Here is a 16,207-nt window from a genome sequence, read left to right as displayed (position 1 = left end):
GTAAACCCTATGCTGTCTGTCTTATGACAATACAAAAGGATACATAACGTGAATCTGCCGGATACCTCAAGTGCCAAACCACTGTATAAGCAGCTTGAAGAAGCCCTGAAAGAGGCGATCTTAAGTGGCGAGTACCAGCCGGGGCAGCAGATCCCCACCGAAAATGATCTCAGCGCCAGCTGGCAGGTCAGCCGCGTGACGGTGCGTAAAGCGCTGGATGCCCTGACCCGGGAAAACTTTCTGACCCGCGTATCGGGCAAAGGCACATTCGTTTCCGGCGAGAAGTTCCAGCGCAGCATGACCGGCATTATGAGCTTCAGCGAGCTGTGCCGCTCCCAGGGCCGCCGCCCCGGTTCGCGCACCATCAAATCGGTGTTTGAAGATTGCGATGAAGATACCCGCGCCAAACTGAACATCTCCAACGGGGAAAAAGCGGTGGTCATTGAGCGTATTCGCTATGCCGACGATGTACCCGTCTCGCTGGAAACCGTGTGGTTTCCCCCGCAGTTCGCCGCTTTGCTGAATGAAGATCTTAACAGCCACTCCCTGTACGACACCCTGCGCGACAAACATGGCCTGTGGTTTACCCACTCCAGCAAAACCATCGAACTGGTGTACGCCAGTTTTGAAGTGGCCCACTACCTCGGCGTCGCCAACCGTTATCCGCTGATCTCAATCAAAAGTGAGATGATTGATAACAAAGGCGAAATGTCCTGCATTTCTCATCAGTTGATCGTCGGCGACAAACTGCGTTTTACCGTCTGACCGCGATTTTTAGCCGTTGATCATCACTCCGTTACAGCGTAAATCGGGATCTGCATCGCGGATCCCGATTTTTTTGTAGGGGCCCTCGTTGATCTAAATGTATGGCAATGTTATATATTCATAACAATACATTTAGATACATTGAGTGGCGCGCGGCTGTCACGCGGTTAACGTCAGAAACGACCCAAGGGGAAAAGTGATGAGTATTAAAGAAATCATTAGCGGCATCGTTGAAAGCAAAGCAGAAAAGGGCGGGATCACGCACGTGTACTACGTTGCCTGCGGCGGCTCGTATGCGGCGTTTTACCCGGCGAAAGCCTTCCTGGAAAAAGAAGCCACTAAAGTCACCGTCGGATTGTACAACAGCGGCGAATTTATCAATAACCCGCCGGTGGCGCTGGGCGAAAACGCGGTTGTGGTAGTGGCGTCTCACAAAGGCAACACCCCGGAAACCATCAACGCGGCAGAGCTGGCCCAAAGCCGTGGCGTGCCGGTTATCGGCCTGACCTGGGTGACCGACTCCCCGCTGGTGGCCCACTGCGATTTTGTAGAAACCTACAGCTTTGGTGACGGCAAAGACATCGCCGAAGAGAAAACCCTTAAGGGCCTGCTCACTGCGGTAGAAATCCTCAACCAGACCGAAGGCTACGCCCATTACGACGATTTCCAGGACGGCCTGAGCAAAATCAACCGCATCGTGTACCGCGCGTGGGATCATTTGCAGAACCGCGCCCAGGCGTTCGCCCAGGAATATAAAGACGACAAAGTTATCTACACCATGGCGAGCGGTGCGGGTTACGGCGCGGCTTATTTGCAGAGCATCTGTATCTTTATGGAAATGCAGTGGATCCACTCTGCCTGCATCCACAGCGGCGAGTTCTTCCACGGCCCGTTTGAAATTACCGATGCCAACACGCCGTTCTTCTTCCAGTTCTCCGAAGGCAGCACCCGCGCGGTGGATGAGCGCGCCCTGAACTTCCTGAAAAAATATGGCCGCCGCATCGAAGTGGTGGATGCCAAAGAGCTGGGCCTCTCCACCATCAAACCGACGGTGATCGATTACTTCAACCATTCCTTGTTCAACAACGTTTACCCGGTTTATAACCGTGCGCTGGCCGACATTCGCCAGCATCCGTTAACGACCCGCCGCTATATGTGGAAGGTTGAATATTAATCACGCCAGGATTTGACGCAGGGGCAGGGACGCCCGATTTATCGCTATCAACAAGGAACAATGATGGACATTAAGGTGATTGGCATTGGTGATAATGTCGTTGATAAATATCTTCATTCTGGCGTGATGTACCCCGGCGGCAACGCGCTCAACTTCGCGGTGTATGCCCGGCTGGCAGGTTGCGAAAGCGCGTTTCTCGGCGCGTTTGGCAATGACGCCGCCGCACGGCACGTGCAGGATACTCTTCTGGAGCTGAACATAGACGTCCAGCGCTGTCGCCACTATGTCGGGGAAAACGGCTATGCCTGTATCCGGCTGGTGGATGGCGACAGGGAATTTGTCACCAGTAATAAAAACGGCGTATTACGCGAAAACCCGCTGCAATTATCCGACGACGATCTCGATTATATTGCGCAATTCGATGCGGTCCATTCCAGTATTAATGGATTTCTTGAATCTGAGTTAGAAAAAATAAAGCAACGCAACGTCACGCTGTCGTTTGATTTTTCCGGACGCGGTACGGACGATTATTTTAAACAGGTTTGCCCGTGGGTGGATTACGGATTTATTTCCTGCGGGGCGTTATCGGTCGAAGAGACCATTAATAAAATTTATAGTTTTTACGATTACGGCTGTAAACATGTTATTGCCACGCGCGGACATGAAAAGGTGTATTACTATGCCGGAAATAAACTCATCGAATGGCAACCGGTTTATATTCAACCCGTCGATACCCTCGGCGCGGGCGATGCCTTTTTAACCGGCTTTATGCTGTCCATTCTGGCATGCGGTAAACCCCAACCGGAACACGACGATATTATCCGCGCCATGACGGCAGGAGGAAAATCAGCGAGCCACGTATTACATCATTTTGGCGCGTTTGGTTTTGGTAAGCCGTATTCCGATTAATTGCGTCTCACCGATTACATAAAAACATAACTGGAATTCACTCCATTATCCGGGGGTAAGTATGTTCTGGACAGAATTGTGTTTTATCCTTGTAGCCCTGATGTTTGGCGCCCGTATTGGCGGCATATTTTTAGGTATGGTTGGCGGTCTTGGCGTTGGCGTACTGGTATTTGGTTTTGGCCTGACGCCCTCATCGCCGCCCATTGACGTTATTTTAATTATTCTCTCGGTCGTATTAGCGGCGTCGTCATTACAGGCGTCCGGTGGGCTGGATTTATTAGTCCGGCTGGCGGAAAAAATGCTGCGCCGCCACCCGCGCTATATCACGCTGCTGGCACCGTTTATTTGCTATATCTTCACCTTTATGTCCGGCACCGGGCACGTGGTGTATAGCCTGTTGCCGGTGATCTCCGAAGTGGCGCGGGATTCCGGGATTCGCCCGGAGCGTCCGCTGTCGATTTCCGTGATCGCTTCCCAACAGGCGATTACCGCCAGCCCGATCTCTGCGGCCATGGCGGCGATGATTGGCCTGATGGCCCCGTTCGGTATCTCGATTTCCACCATCATGATGATTTGCGTCCCGGCGACGCTGATTGGCGTGGCGGCAGGAGCGATCGCGACCTTTAATAAAGGCAAAGAGCTGAAGGATGACCCGGAATACCAGCGCCGCCTGGCGGAAGGGCTGCTGAAGCCGATCGGCAAAGCGGAACGCAGCACGGAAATTGCGCCGCGCGCCAAACTCTCGGTGCTGCTGTTCCTGGCCGGTGCGGTAATTATTGTGCTGCTGGGGCTGGTGCCGGGCCTGCGTCCGATTGTAGAAACCGCCAAAGGGCTGCAACCGCTCTCGATGTCGGCAGCGATCCAGATCGTGATGCTCTCCTTTGCCTGTCTGATTGTGTTGCTGTGCCGCCCGCCAGTGGATCAAATCCTCAGCGGCAGCGTGTTCCGCGCCGGTGCGCTGGCTATCGTCTGTGCTTTTGGCCTGGCGTGGATGAGCGAAACCTTTGTCAGCAGCCATATCGACCTGATCAAATCCGAAGTGCAGGTGCTGTTGCAGGAACATACCTGGCTTATCGCCATCATGATGTTCTTTGTCTCGGCGATGGTCAGCAGCCAGGCGGCGACCACGCTGATCCTGCTGCCGCTGGGGCTGGCGCTTGGATTACCGGCGTATGCACTGATTGGCTCCTGGCCCGCGGTCAACGGCTACTTCTTTATTCCGGTGGCCGGGCAGTGCCTCGCGGCGCTGGCCTTCGACGATACCGGCACCACCCGCATCGGCAAATATGTGCTTAACCACAGCTTTATGCGCCCCGGACTGGTGAACGTGATTGTCTCGGTGGCGATGGGTCTGATGATTGGCAAGATGGTGTTAGGTTGATTCAGCTCCCCGGCCCGCTCGTTTCAGGGGCCGTTTTTTTATCGTCTTACGCGCCAAAGATGTGCTAAAAATCAATGCTCACTTACTGAGGTGCATCATGGCGCGATACCCTATCCGGCAACAATTCTGGCGCAGCGACGTGCTGCCCTGGCTCGAAGTGCGTAACGTGGAAGACGGGCGCACGGTCAGCTACGCGCCGCATACCCATGAAACCTTTTCTATCGGGGCAATCGTCGGCGGCACCAGCAGCTACCTGAACGAGAAAACGCGCATCGAGGTCGGCGAGGGCACCGTGGTGCTGATGAACCCCGGCGATCTGCACGCCTGCAATCCGTTGCAAAACCAGCCCTGGGCCTACCGGATGTTCTATATTGACAGCCGCTGGCTGAACGAGCTAACCGGCAGAGAAGCCGACAACGCCTGCCATTTCACCCAAACCTGGACCGCCGATCCCACGATTTTCGACGGCCTGAACCGGCTGTATCACATCGTGGTCGATAGCGAGCGGGATGTGCTGGAAAAAGAGTGCGAAGCGGCGCATCTGATGCTGACGGTCCAGCAGCGGTTGCGCCCGCAGGATCGCCAGCCCGATGCCGCCCCGGCGCTGCTTGCCAGGGTGAAAGAGAAAATCAACGAGGAGTACCACGCGCCGCTCACCCTGGCGGAACTGGCGCAGACCGCCGGGCTGTCGGTCAGCCACCTGATTCGCCTGTGCCAGCAGCATTACGGCGCAACGCCCCATGCGCTGTTGATGAACCGCCGCCTGCATATCGCCCGTGAGCACCTGAAGCGCGGCGCGCCGCTGGCGGATGTGGCTCTGGACGTGGGCTTTGCCGATCAGGCGCATTTCCAGCGCGCGTTCAAACAGCATCTGGCGGTAACGCCGAAGCAGTACCGCGATCTGCTTTAAGCGAAGGCCAGCCAGGCGGCGCACCCCAGTAGCATTGCCGCCAGAACCCGGTTAAACAATCGGATTCGGGCGGGCTGTTGCAGCCAGCCGCTCAGCGACGCGCCAGCCAGCGCCCAGCTCAGAATCGACAGATAGCACACCACAAAATAGATCCCGGCAAACAGCCACAGCGTGGCGTGATTGCCGTCGCTGGCGAACAGTCCCATGCCCGCCACGCAGGCCAGCCAGGCTTTGGGATTCAGCCACTGCATCAGCGCGCCGTTAAACGCCCCCGGCGCGCGCTGCGCCTCGTGCTTATTCATCTCGCCGTTGTCCCGCGCCAGCCGCCAGGCCATCCACAGTAAAAATGCGATGCCGCCGATGCGGATCGCGCCCTGGAGCGCGGGCCACAGCAACAGCAATTCATACAGCCCGTAGCCGGTAGCGAGCAGCAACGCGGTAAAGCCCACCGTCGCGCCCGTGACGTGCGGCACGCTGGCCCGCCAGCCAAAACTGACGCCACTGCTTAACGCCACCAGATTTACCGGCCCCGGCGATACCGACGACACCAGCGCAAACACCATCATCGACCAGACAACACTCATAACCCCTCCTGTTAGCGAAGGGGTTACCGTGCCATGTCAGGCGATGCAGGTATTGAACAAAATACGCATCACGGCGTGGGGGGGGATTAATGCAGGTAAGTGACCGTGCCGTCCGGCACAAACAGCGAGTTGTAGCGCAGTTGGAAAGTGTTGAGCTCGTAATTATCCAGATCCAGCTCGTGGTAAAAGCGCAGGGCAAGGCGGATTTGCGCGTCGGTCAGCGGGGCGCTTAACCGGCCTTTTTGCAGGATGCGATGCCAGCGCAGCAGGTTTTGATCGCTGCCGTCAACGATATACGCCTGATAGATCAGCAGCAACTGGGCGGCGTTTTGCAGATGCACTTCATCGGGACGCGCCAGATACTGAATAAACTCGTGCCCGGACTGCTTGCCCATCTGGTCGATCATCGACTCCACCTGTAACGTCTGAATATTGAGACGTTCGCTAAGCCGCCGCACCGCGCGACGTGAATCGGAGGTCAATACTCGAAAACCCACCACAAACACCACCACCAGGGTAGCCAGCATCAACCAAATCATGATCGCTCCTGCGATAAAAAAGAGTGCTTATCATAGGCTAAACCCGTCGGCGGGAAAAATCGCCGTTGCGCCCCCATCCCAAATCGAAAGTTTACCGCTGTTTAGCGCATAAAAACGTAACTCTGAGGATTTACCCTATAAAGTTTTCCGGGGATTTTCCGATACCCCTTTTTATTTTGCCTCGGGAAACAGTCACCATGCTCAACCGTATCAAAGTCGTCACCAGCCTGCTTATCGTACTGGGGCTATTTGGCCTCTTGCAGTTAACGTCGGGCGGGTTGTTCTTTAACGCGCTGAAAAACGACAAGGAAAACTTTACCGTTCTTCAGACCATCCGTCAGCAGCAGTCCACGCTGAACGCCAGTTGGGTAGCGCTGATCCAGACCCGTAACACCCTGAACCGCGCCGGTATCCGTTACATGATGGATTCCAACCAGATGGGCAGCGGCGCGACCGTGGCGCAGCTAATGCAAATCGCCCAAACCTCGCTGAAGCAGGCCGAAGAGCAGTGGACGGCCTATGAGGCCCTGCCGCGCGACCCGCGCCAGAGCGAGCAAACCGCGCAGGAAGTGAAGCGCACTTACGATATCTACCACAACGCGCTGGCGGAACTGATCCAACTGCTGGGTGCCGGTAAAATCAACGCCTTCTTCGACCAGCCGACCCAGAGCTTCCAGGACGGCATGGAAAAAGCCTACAACAGCTACCTGGCCGAGAACGACGGCCTGTACCAACTGGCGGTGGATGGCAGCAACGAATCCTATAACCTGGCGATGTGGATCCTGATCGGCGTGCTGGGCGCTGTGCTGGCAGTGATGATTGTGGTGTGGATCGGCATTAACAAAGCGCTGATCCATCCGTTGCAGCGTCTGCTGGAAAACATCCGCCATATCGCTAACGGCGATCTGGTGCGCGGCATCGAGGTACACGGCACCAATGAAATGGGCCAACTGGCGGCGAGCCTGCGCCATATGCAGGATGAGCTGGCGAAAACCGTCGGCGATGTGCGTACCGGCGCGAATGCTATTTACAGCGGCGCGAGCGAAATCGCCATCGGCAACAACGATCTCTCTTCCCGTACCGAGCAGCAGGCGGCCTCGCTGGAAGAAACCGCTGCCAGCATGGAAGAACTGACCGCGACGGTGAAACAGAACGCCGAGAACGCCCGTCAGGCCAGCCAGCTTGCTCTGAGCGCCTCTGAAACCGCGCAGAAGGGCGGTAAAGTGGTCAGCAATGTGGTGCAGACCATGCACGAAATCGCCGGTAGCTCGCAGAAAATTGCCGACATCACCAGCGTGATTGACGGCATCGCGTTCCAGACCAACATCCTGGCGCTGAACGCTGCGGTAGAAGCCGCGCGCGCAGGCGAGCAGGGCCGGGGTTTTGCGGTGGTTGCTGGTGAAGTTCGCAACCTGGCAAGCCGCAGCGCCCAGGCGGCAAAAGAGATCAAAGGCCTGATTGAAGACTCCGTCAGCAAAGTGGAAGTGGGTTCGACGCTGGTAGAAAGCGCGGGCGAAACCATGGGCGAGATCGTCAATGCAGTAACCCGCGTGACCGACATCATGGGTGAAATCGCCTCTGCGTCTGACGAGCAGAGCCGCGGTATCGACCAGGTGGGGCTGGCGGTTGCCGAGATGGATCGCGTGACCCAGCAGAACGCCTCGCTGGTGCAGGAATCCGCCGCAGCCGCTGCGGCGCTGGAAGAACAGGCCAGCCGCCTGACCCAGGCAGTATCGGTATTCCGCATCAACGCCGACGCGCGTGAGATTTCACAGGACGCTACCCCGCCAAAAGCGCCGGCTGCGCCACTGGCCACGCGTAAACCCGCGCTGGCGGACAGCGGCGATAACTGGGAAACGTTTTAACCGGTAAGCCCGGAAGGATCAGGGGTTCACGGGCAGTGAACCCCTTATTGATTCAGTTCCCGCAATAGACGGGTGTTGAGAAACAGCTTTTCACGGCCAGCGCTCATTTCTTCCAACACGCCAATTTCTACCAACTGCTTCAGGTACGTTGACGCCGTCTGGCGTTTAGCCACGCCGCGTTCCACAAGGTTTTCTATCCGGCAATACGGCTGCGCAAACAGCGCCTGAATAAGTTCATGGGTGTAGATTTTCGGCAGTTTCTCGCGCACATACTCTGTGGTGTTTGTTATCAGCTCCCGAACCACCGATATTTTGTTGGTGGTCCATCGGGACGTGTTCTCCACCGCCTCCAGCATAAACACTATCCACGCTTCCCAGTCTCCTTGTTCTGTGACCCTGCGCAGAAGGGTGTAATAATCATCACGCCTCTCCAGGATAAAGCGGGATAAATACAGAATCGGCAGGGAAAGCAACCCCGTCTGAATCAGGTACAGCATATTCAGGATGCGCCCCGTTCTTCCGTTGCCGTCGGGGAAGGGATGGATGCGCTCGAACTGGTAGTGCGCAATCGCCATTTTCACCAGCGGATCGACATCATCATCGCTATGGATAAACCGCTCCCAATTCGCCAGTAAGTCACGAATGGCGTCTTCACCCACCGGCGGCGTGTACACCACGTGATTATTGTGGTCGCGCAATACCGTACCCGGCGTTTTTCGGATATCGGTTTGCACGGCGCGCAGATTGGTGCAGATAGCCACCGCTGTGTTTGTACATAGCGGATAGCTACTCAGGTGGGTATGGCCATCATAAAGCGCGGTACGATAGCGCAACGCTTCTTTGGTCGCGGGATCTGCGCCCTCCTCGCGATCGGCATACTACAACAGCCGAGAAAATCCTGGCGCTTATGCCACGTGCAGTGCATTCCTCCAGGAAGGACATAGATGATGATTTCTGAGAATACGCCTGACCGGGCGTATGTATGGATCTGGTTGCCTGATGCCACTCAGCCGGTTGTTGCTGGTGCGCTGAACCGGGACGGGAATCGGTTTATCTTCAATTACGGGCGCAGTTATCTGGAACGGAAAGATGCGATCCCTGTCTATGAGCCGGAACTCCCGTTGGTACGGGGTGCGATTTTTCCCGCGCCGGGACTCCTGCAAGCCAGCGCATTACGTGATGCCGCCCCGGATGCCTGGGGGCGTCGTGTTATCCTGAATCGGTTGATAGGGGTTCAGGGCAGGAATGCCGACCCGGACAGGTTAGATGAGCTCACATATCTGCTCGAATCTGGTTCAGACAGAATTGGGGGCTCGATTTCCAGCTGTCTGCAACGGAGTATGTTCCGCGAGCATCGAGTGGCGCATCTCTCGAAGAACTGATGCAGGCAGTCTCAATGGTCGAAAACGGCATACCGTTAAGCCCGGAACTTGAACAAGCATTATTTCATGGGAGTTCACTGGGAGGAGCGCGGCCAAAGGCAATGATTGAATCCGGAGAGCGTAAATTTATCGCAAAGTTCTCCTCCTCTACGGATACCTATAATGTTGTTAAAGCCGAATATGTTGCGATGCGACTAGCGGCTTGTGCTGGGTTAAATGTTGCCCCTGTGCACCTTCGCCATACAGCGGGGAAAGACGTGTTGCTTATTGAGCGTTTTGATCGTCTACGAAGCCATACGGGATGGCAGCGCCGTCTGATGGTTTCTGCACTGACCATTTTTGGTCTTGATGAGATGATGGCAAGATATGCGAGCTATGAAGATTTGACTGATAGTATACGTCAGCATTTCGATGCACCTAAAGAGACGTTACGGGAGCTGTTTGGGCGTCTGGTTTTTAATATTATTTGCGGTAACACTGACGATCACGCCAGAAATCATGCGGCATTTTGGGATGGTAAAAAACTGAGCCTGACGCCTGCTTATGATATTTGTCCGCAGAGCCGTTCCGGCAATGAAGCAACGCAGGCAATGCTAATTAGCGGTGAAAATCGATTGAGCAACCTTGCGGTTTGCCTGTCGGCTGCGGCTAAGTTTCTGCTCAGCGAGCAGAAAGCCGTTTATTTTTGAAAGCGCTCCTGATGAAATTGTGCAATTGCGCTAATTCGTTACACGCAGCGGATGATATCACCCGGCCCCGCATGGGCCGGGTGATGCTGAGATTTTAGCCCTGACTCTATTACCCAGCCGAACCAGTACCGCTTTATTCTGGCAGCAACCCAATAAAACTCCGCTTCTTCCTCGGCTCCGACATCATTGAATCCAGCGCCTCAACGCACGCCTTGTAGTGCGGCGTTTCCTTATGGGCCAGCACCGCGTCGTCATCCTGATAGGCTTCGTAGATGTAAAACCGCGTCTTTACCTTTGGGTCCTGCAATACGTCAAAACGCAGGTTGCCGGGTTCGGCGACAGCGCCTTCGTGATTGGCGCGGAACACCGTTAAAAACTCATCTACCCGGTCCGGTTTGATGTTGATCTCAACCAGCGTCACATTCATGCCTTTCCTCCGTGTGCTTTCTCTTCCTGCCAGAATTGGTACGCTTCGCGTGCCGACATATTCTCGTGTACCACTTTCTTCACCGCTTTGAGCATGGCGAGCGGCGCGTCGGACTGGAAGATGTTCCGCCCCATGTCCACGCCGCTGGCCCCCTGGTCGATGGCTCGCCAGCACATCTCCAGCGCATCCAGTTCCGGGAGCTTTTTGCCGCCTGCGATCACAATCGGCACCGGGCAACTGGCGGTAACTTTCTCAAAGCCTTGTTCAACGTAATAAGTTTTGACGAACTGCGCGCCAATCTCGGCGGCGATGCGGCTGGCCAGCGAGAAGTAGCGGGCGTCGCGCGCCATCTCTTTACCCACACCGGTGACCGCCAGCGTCGGGATGCCATAGCGCGTCCCTTCATCCACCAGCTTGATGATGTTATTGATCGACTGGTGCTCGTACTCGGAGCCGATATAAATCTGCGCCGCTACCGCGCAGGCGTTGAGCCGCAGGGCGTCTTCCATCGCCACCGCCACGCACTCGTTCGACAGTTCCGCCAGAATCGAGTTGCCGCCAGAGGCGCGCAGCACCACCGGTTTATTGGTAGCGGGCGGTACCTGGCTGCGCAGAATGCCGCGGGTACACATCAGCACATCGGTTTCCTGATACAGCGGCGCGATGGACAGATCGATACGCTCCAGCCCGGTAGTGGGGCCCTGGAAATAGCCGTGGTCAAACGCCAGCATCACCGTGCGATTGGTGGCGGGGTTGAAGATGCGCGCCAGCCGCGACTGCATCCCCCAGTCCAGCGCCCCGCAGCCCTTCAGCGCGAACAGCGTGTTCTTCTGGGGTTGCCCAATACCAAAATCTTTGCCGTCCTTGATGTCGTCTAAATCAGCCATTGTCTCCCCCGTCAGAAATCGTAATTGTTGATGTTGTCTTTGGTAAACACCACGCGCTCCGGCAGCAGGACAATGCCGTTGCCTTTGGCTTCGTAGTCGTAACCCTGGACTTTGTTCGGCTCCACTTTCAGGGTGCCGATGTCTTTCACGTCGACGCTGTCGCCGACGTTAAGATCGCCTTTCTTCAGCAGGGTATCCGCCACGTTGACGGCGATTTTGCCCTGTTGCACCACATCCCACAGACCAAAGGCTTTCACCGTGCCGCGTTCCACGTAGGGGCGCATCACGTTCGGGGTGCTGAACCCGACAATCGCCACGCCGGTGCGTTTGAGGTTTTCCGCCGCCTGGGCCGCCGCCGGCAGCGCGTTGGCGTCCGGCGCGATGATCGCATCCAGATCCGGGTAAGCTTTTAAGATCCCTTCGGCGGTTTGCAGAGATTTGGTGGCGTCGTTATAGCCAAACTGGGTGGTAACCACTTCCCACTCCGGATGATCTTTGGCGATCTTCGCTTTGGCTTCTTTTACCCACTGGTTTTGATCGGTCACGGTAGGGCTGGAATAGAAAAATGCGACTTTCGCTTTCGGTTTAGTGACCTGCTTCGAGGCCATCTCCACCAGCATGCCGCCCAACTGCTCCGGCGTGCCCTGGTTGATGTAGATGCTGCGGCATTCCGGTTTGGTGTCCGAGTCCCAGGTCAGCACTTTTACGCCGCGCTGCATGGCGCGTTTCAGGGCAGGGCACAGGCCATCCGGGGAGACCGCCGACACGATAATCGCGTTATATCCCTGGTTGACGAAGTTGTTGATCAACTGCACCTGGCCCGACACGCTCGGCTCCGTCGGCCCGTCATAAGTGACGTCCGCGCCCAGCGCTTTGCCCGCTTCTTTCGCCCCGTTGCCGCCGCTGGTAAAGAACCCGACGCCCACCAGCTTCGGAATAAAGGCGATGCGATCCGCCGCCTGGGCAGTCACGACGCTCAAGGCCAGTGCCAGAGCACTACATTGCAGCACACGTTTTGCTGTATTCATCTTAAGCTCCTGATTGTTTTATGGCACCGCGGCGAATCTGAACGCGGCGCCATGCCGCACGCAGGGTTTCGCGATGCAAACTCACCGAACGACCAATCACCACCACAATCAACAACGCACCGGACAACGCGCTCGATACCTGATTGGGTATCCCGACCATCTGTAATCCCTGCTGCAAATACCCCACCAGCAACGCCGCCAGCGCCGTACCCACCACAGAACCTGAACCGCCGTAAATATTGGCGCCGCCCAGCACCGCCGCCGTCAGCGCGGGCATCAGCAAATCGCGCCCCAAATCCGAACGGGCTGAACCGAAGTAAGAAACCAGAATCACCGCCGCGATGGCTGACGCCAGGCCCACCAGGCCGTATACGCCGTACAACATGCCGTTAACCGGTAGGGCCGCGTAACGGGCGGCACGGGCGTTTTGCCCGAGTAAAAACAGGTGGCGGCCAAAGCGCGCCCGGTGCGCCAGTACCCAGAAAAGCAGCGTGATAACCAGAAACATCACCAGCGGGACTGGCAGGCCGAACAGCGTGGCGTTGGCGAAAGCGGTGAAACTGTCCGGGAAACCGCCAATGCCTTCATAACCCGTCGCGCCCGCCATCCCGGAAAGCAGCAGCGCGCCGCCGCCGTAGAGGTAAAGCGTGCCGAGGGTGATCACCAGCGGGCTGATGCCGGTGTAGTGGATTAATGCCGCATTGAGAAAGCCGCAGGCCAGGCCGAGCGCCAGGGTTAATACAATCGCCACGCCCATCGGCACGCCGGACTGCATCAGCACGCCCAGCGCGATGGCGCACAGCCCGATGGTGGAGCCGAGAGAAATATCGATCCCGCCGCTGATGATCACCAGCGTCAGCGGCAGTGCCACGATGCCGATGCAGATAAAGTCGCTGGTGCTGAACAGCAGCATATTCACGTCGAGCATGCGCGGGTTCAGCGCACCAAACAGCAGGATTTCCAGTACCAGCAACGCCAGCAGCGCCAGTTCCCAGTTCACTTTCATTTACGCCACCTCTTTTTTGTTTTTGCGACCGGGAAACGGCGCGACGTTTTTCCGCCCCGACGCCCCCGGCACAAAGCGGCTGTATTTCAGGGCCCGCTGGTGGCGCGTTAGCGCCTGGCGCAGCCGCCCGTCGAGCACCAGCACGCCCAGCAGCACCATTCCGGCGATAAAGTCGTTCCACCAGGCGGGCAGTTTGAACAGCACCAGAACGGTGTCGATTTGGGTTAAAAAGAACGCGCCGAGAAAGGCGCCGATCAGCGTGCCGGTGCCGCCGAGCAGGGAGATCCCGCCCAGCACGCAGGCGGCGATGGCTTTCATCTCCAGGCCGCTGCCGGTCTGATTGGGCACAAAGCCGATTTGCGAAGCGAACAGAATGCCGCCGAGCGCCGCCAGCAGGCCGTTAAAAGTGAAGGCCAGCAACCGGGTGCGATCCACTGCCACGCCGAGCTTACGTGCGGCGGCGAGGTTATCGCCCACTGCATAGAAGTCGCGGCCAAAGGCGGTACGCGCCAGAATCACGCTGCCTAACGCCACCAGCGCCAGCACCGCGAAGCCGAACGGGGAGACGCCGATAAACACCGGCTCCGACAGCGCTTTCAGGCTTTGCGGCAGCCCTTCGATCCATTTACCGTCGGTCCACAGCAGCATTGCGCCACGGTACAGCCCCAGCGTACCAAGCGTGGCGACAATCGCCGGGATACGCAGCCACACCACCAGCACGCCGTTGAAAAACCCGCACAGCGCGCCGATAGCAAACGCGAAGCCCATCGCCAGCGGCAGGCTGTAACCCTGGTTAAGCGCCACGCCGACGGCAATGGCGCACAGCCCGACCGTCGAGCCCACCGACACATCGATATTGCGCGTCAGCATCACCATCGCCGCGCCCATTGCCAGCAGGATCAAAATCTGCGAGCTGGAAAAAATCATCGCCAGGGTCTGGGCACTGAAATAGCTGTGGTTAAGGCCCACCAGCACGCCGAACAGCGCCACTATGGCCAGAAACGCGGTCAGTTCACGGTTACGCAACAGCATCTTCACGGACGTTGTCCTCCAAAGGCCAGTTTCATCATCCGGTCCGGCGAAATGGCGTCGCGCGCCAGCTCCCCGCTGAGTTCCCCCTGGTGCATCACCAGCACCCGGTCCGCCAGCCCCGGAAATTCGTCCACGTCAGAGGAGATCATCAGCACCGCCACGTTTTGCGCCGCCACGCTTTTGATCAACTGATAGATATCGGCACGGGCGGAGACGTCCACGCCACGGGTCGGCTCATCAATGATCAGCAGCAGCGGATTGGCTTCCAGGCAGCGCGCCAGCAGTACTTTTTGCTGATTGCCGCCAGAGAGCGTGCGCACGATTTGATTCGGATGGTTAAGTTTGATGCCCAGCGCCCGGTGATAACGCTCGACTACCGCGTCTTCGCGCTTCGGCTGTTGCCACAGCGACGGCTCGTTGAGCGCCACGGTGTTCCAGCGGATGGGGGCATCGAGAAACAGCCCGGAGACCTGGCGATCTTCCGGCAAGTACACCAGCCCGCGATCCAGACGCGCACGGATCGGCGTAGAGGTGATGTCATGATTTTCCAGCCAGACGCGCCCGCCGCGCACCGGGCGCAGGCCGTATAAGGTCTCCGCCAGTTCGGTACGCCCGGAGCCCACCAGCCCCGCCAGACCAACGATCTCCCCGGCGCGCACTTCAAAACTGAGATCGAGAAAACCTTCGCCGGTCAGTTCATCTACTCGCAATACCGGGAAATCCTGCGGCTGGGTGCGGCGGTTGCCCGGCAATGCCAGCCACAGTTTTTGGGTGTCGCTCAGGCTGCGCTCCCGGCTGACCGGGGTCATGGCATGGATCAATTCGCTGTCATTACGCTGCGCGGTTTCGCCGCTCAGCACCACGGCGCCGTCGCGCATCACCGAGACATGGCTGGCGATGGCGCGGATTTCCGGCAGTTTATGGGAGATAAAAATGATCCCCACGCCTGCGGTTTGCAGCGCGCGGATCTGGCGAAATAACCGATCGGTTTCCCCTGGCGTTAGCGAAGCGGTCGGTTCATCAAGAATTAAAATTTTGGCGTTGCGCATCAGGCCGCGCAGGATCTCCACCATCTGCTGATCCGCCACTTCCAGCGTACTGGCGGAAGCCTGCAAATTGAGATGGCAATCGAGCTGGGCCAGCTTTTCTGACAACTGCTGCGCAATCTTTTTGTCATTCGGCAGGCGGAACACAATGTTTTCCTGCACGGTGAGGTTGGGGAATAACATTGGCTCCTGCGGCACCAGATAGATGCCCAGACCGTGCGCCTGCTGCGGCGAGAGCCGGGTAAACGGCTGCCCTTCAATCTGTATTACCCCGCTGTCGGCGGTTTCTACGCCCGCGACAATTTTCATCAGCGTCGACTTGCCCGCGCCATTACCGCCCATCAGGGCATGCACCTGCCCGGAAAGCAGCGTGAAATCAATCGACTTCAGCACGCTCACCCCGGAGAACTGTTTACTTATCGCCTGCACATTCAGTAACGGGTCTGGATTCGTCATCGCCACTCCGAAAATGAACAAATGATTTTTTAAATCTACAATGTTCAAAAAGCGTAGACGGTGAACTATATTTACAACCGTGCAGGGATCACATTTTCAGGCATAATCTGGTCGCACCGCTAAACGG

The 16,207-nt window shown here is 57.2% G+C and carries 14 protein-coding genes and 2 pseudogenes; 7 read left to right on the top strand and 9 right to left on the bottom strand.

Going from position 1 to position 16,207, the window contains the following annotated elements:
- The first annotated feature begins 48 nt into the window (after nucleotides 1-48).
- The 5 genes from RT120_RS12100 to RT120_RS12080 all read left to right on the top strand — a co-directional run bounded on the left by RT120_RS12100 (nucleotide 49) and on the right by RT120_RS12080 (nucleotide 5,139).
- A complete protein-coding gene (locus tag RT120_RS12100) occupies nucleotides 49-765 on the top strand; it encodes a GntR family transcriptional regulator (protein WP_312982872.1) in 717 nt (238 codons plus the stop codon).
- A gap of 196 nt (nucleotides 766-961) precedes the next feature.
- Nucleotides 962-1,939: a 6-phosphofructose-aspartate deglycase gene (fraB, locus tag RT120_RS12095; RefSeq protein WP_312982871.1), complete on the top strand. Its 978-nt coding sequence runs from the start codon at nucleotides 962-964 to the stop codon at nucleotides 1,937-1,939.
- Between the two features lie 63 nt (nucleotides 1,940-2,002).
- Nucleotides 2,003-2,848, top strand: a complete 846-nt coding sequence (locus RT120_RS12090; protein WP_312982905.1) for a fructoselysine 6-kinase — start codon at nucleotides 2,003-2,005, stop codon at nucleotides 2,846-2,848.
- Nucleotides 2,849-2,909: 61 nt separating this feature from the next.
- Nucleotides 2,910-4,229 (top strand): anaerobic C4-dicarboxylate transporter, encoded by a 1,320-nt coding sequence (locus RT120_RS12085; RefSeq protein ID WP_312982870.1) that lies wholly within the window; start codon nucleotides 2,910-2,912, stop codon nucleotides 4,227-4,229.
- A 97-nt stretch (nucleotides 4,230-4,326) separates the two neighbouring features.
- A complete protein-coding gene (locus RT120_RS12080; protein ID WP_312982869.1) occupies nucleotides 4,327-5,139 on the top strand; it encodes an AraC family transcriptional regulator in 813 nt (270 codons plus the stop codon).
- Here the strand turns inward: RT120_RS12080 and RT120_RS12075 are convergent.
- Nucleotides 5,136-5,723 carry a LysE family translocator gene (locus tag RT120_RS12075; protein WP_312982868.1) on the bottom strand — a complete coding sequence of 196 codons (588 nt, stop codon included), beginning with the start codon at nucleotides 5,721-5,723 and terminating at the stop codon, nucleotides 5,136-5,138. The genes RT120_RS12080 and RT120_RS12075 overlap by 4 nt on opposite strands.
- Nucleotides 5,724-5,809: 86 nt before the next feature.
- Nucleotides 5,810-6,262, bottom strand: a complete 453-nt coding sequence (locus RT120_RS12070) for a DUF1198 family protein (protein WP_312982867.1) — start codon at nucleotides 6,260-6,262, stop codon at nucleotides 5,810-5,812.
- 197 nt (nucleotides 6,263-6,459) lie between these two features.
- Here RT120_RS12070 and tsr point away from each other — a divergent pair, with 197 nt between their 5' ends.
- Nucleotides 6,460-8,127, top strand: coding sequence for a methyl-accepting chemotaxis protein (gene tsr / locus RT120_RS12065; protein ID WP_312982866.1), 1,668 nt, complete (start codon nucleotides 6,460-6,462; stop codon nucleotides 8,125-8,127).
- A 44-nt stretch (nucleotides 8,128-8,171) separates the two neighbouring features.
- Here the strand turns inward: tsr and RT120_RS12060 are convergent.
- A pseudogene (locus RT120_RS12060) lies at nucleotides 8,172-9,005 on the bottom strand (Fic family protein); the annotation flags it as partial.
- Between the two features lie 69 nt (nucleotides 9,006-9,074).
- On the opposite strand from RT120_RS12060, the pseudogene RT120_RS21760 reads away from it, so the two are divergent.
- Nucleotides 9,075-10,189, top strand: a pseudogene (locus RT120_RS21760) (type II toxin-antitoxin system HipA family toxin); the annotation flags it as partial.
- A 142-nt stretch (nucleotides 10,190-10,331) separates the two neighbouring features.
- Here the strand turns inward: RT120_RS21760 and lsrG are convergent.
- From lsrG to lsrA, 6 genes are read right to left on the bottom strand one after another with little or no spacing between them, the layout of a single operon-like run.
- On the bottom strand, nucleotides 10,332-10,625 hold the full coding sequence (gene lsrG / locus RT120_RS12045; RefSeq protein WP_312982863.1) for a (4S)-4-hydroxy-5-phosphonooxypentane-2,3-dione isomerase: 294 nt from the start codon (nucleotides 10,623-10,625) through the stop codon (nucleotides 10,332-10,334).
- Nucleotides 10,622-11,512 carry a 3-hydroxy-5-phosphonooxypentane-2,4-dione thiolase gene (gene lsrF, locus RT120_RS12040; RefSeq protein WP_312982862.1) on the bottom strand — a complete coding sequence of 297 codons (891 nt, stop codon included), beginning with the start codon at nucleotides 11,510-11,512 and terminating at the stop codon, nucleotides 10,622-10,624. Before lsrF ends, lsrG begins: the two co-directional genes overlap by 4 nt.
- Nucleotides 11,513-11,523: 11 nt before the next feature.
- On the bottom strand, nucleotides 11,524-12,540 hold the full coding sequence (gene lsrB, locus RT120_RS12035; RefSeq protein WP_312982861.1) for an autoinducer 2 ABC transporter substrate-binding protein LsrB: 1,017 nt from the start codon (nucleotides 12,538-12,540) through the stop codon (nucleotides 11,524-11,526).
- A 1-nt stretch (nucleotide 12,541) separates the two neighbouring features.
- Nucleotides 12,542-13,546, bottom strand: coding sequence for an autoinducer 2 ABC transporter permease LsrD (gene lsrD / locus RT120_RS12030; protein ID WP_312982860.1), 1,005 nt, complete (start codon nucleotides 13,544-13,546; stop codon nucleotides 12,542-12,544).
- Entirely contained in the window at nucleotides 13,547-14,584 is a 1,038-nt protein-coding gene (lsrC, locus tag RT120_RS12025) for an autoinducer 2 ABC transporter permease LsrC (protein WP_312982859.1), read from the bottom strand.
- The gene (gene lsrA / locus RT120_RS12020; protein WP_312982858.1) at nucleotides 14,581-16,080 is read right to left on the bottom strand and encodes an autoinducer 2 ABC transporter ATP-binding protein LsrA; all 1,500 of its coding nucleotides are present in this window, start codon (nucleotides 16,078-16,080) and stop codon (nucleotides 14,581-14,583) included. Before lsrA ends, lsrC begins: the two co-directional genes overlap by 4 nt.
- Nucleotides 16,081-16,207 lie beyond the last annotated feature (127 nt).

Source organism: Atlantibacter sp., assembly GCF_032062175.1.
Taxonomy (GTDB): Bacteria; Pseudomonadota; Gammaproteobacteria; order Enterobacterales; family Enterobacteriaceae; genus Atlantibacter.
The sequence above is the reverse complement of the archived record's forward strand: the minus strand, read 5'-3'. Positions and strand labels throughout refer to the sequence as shown.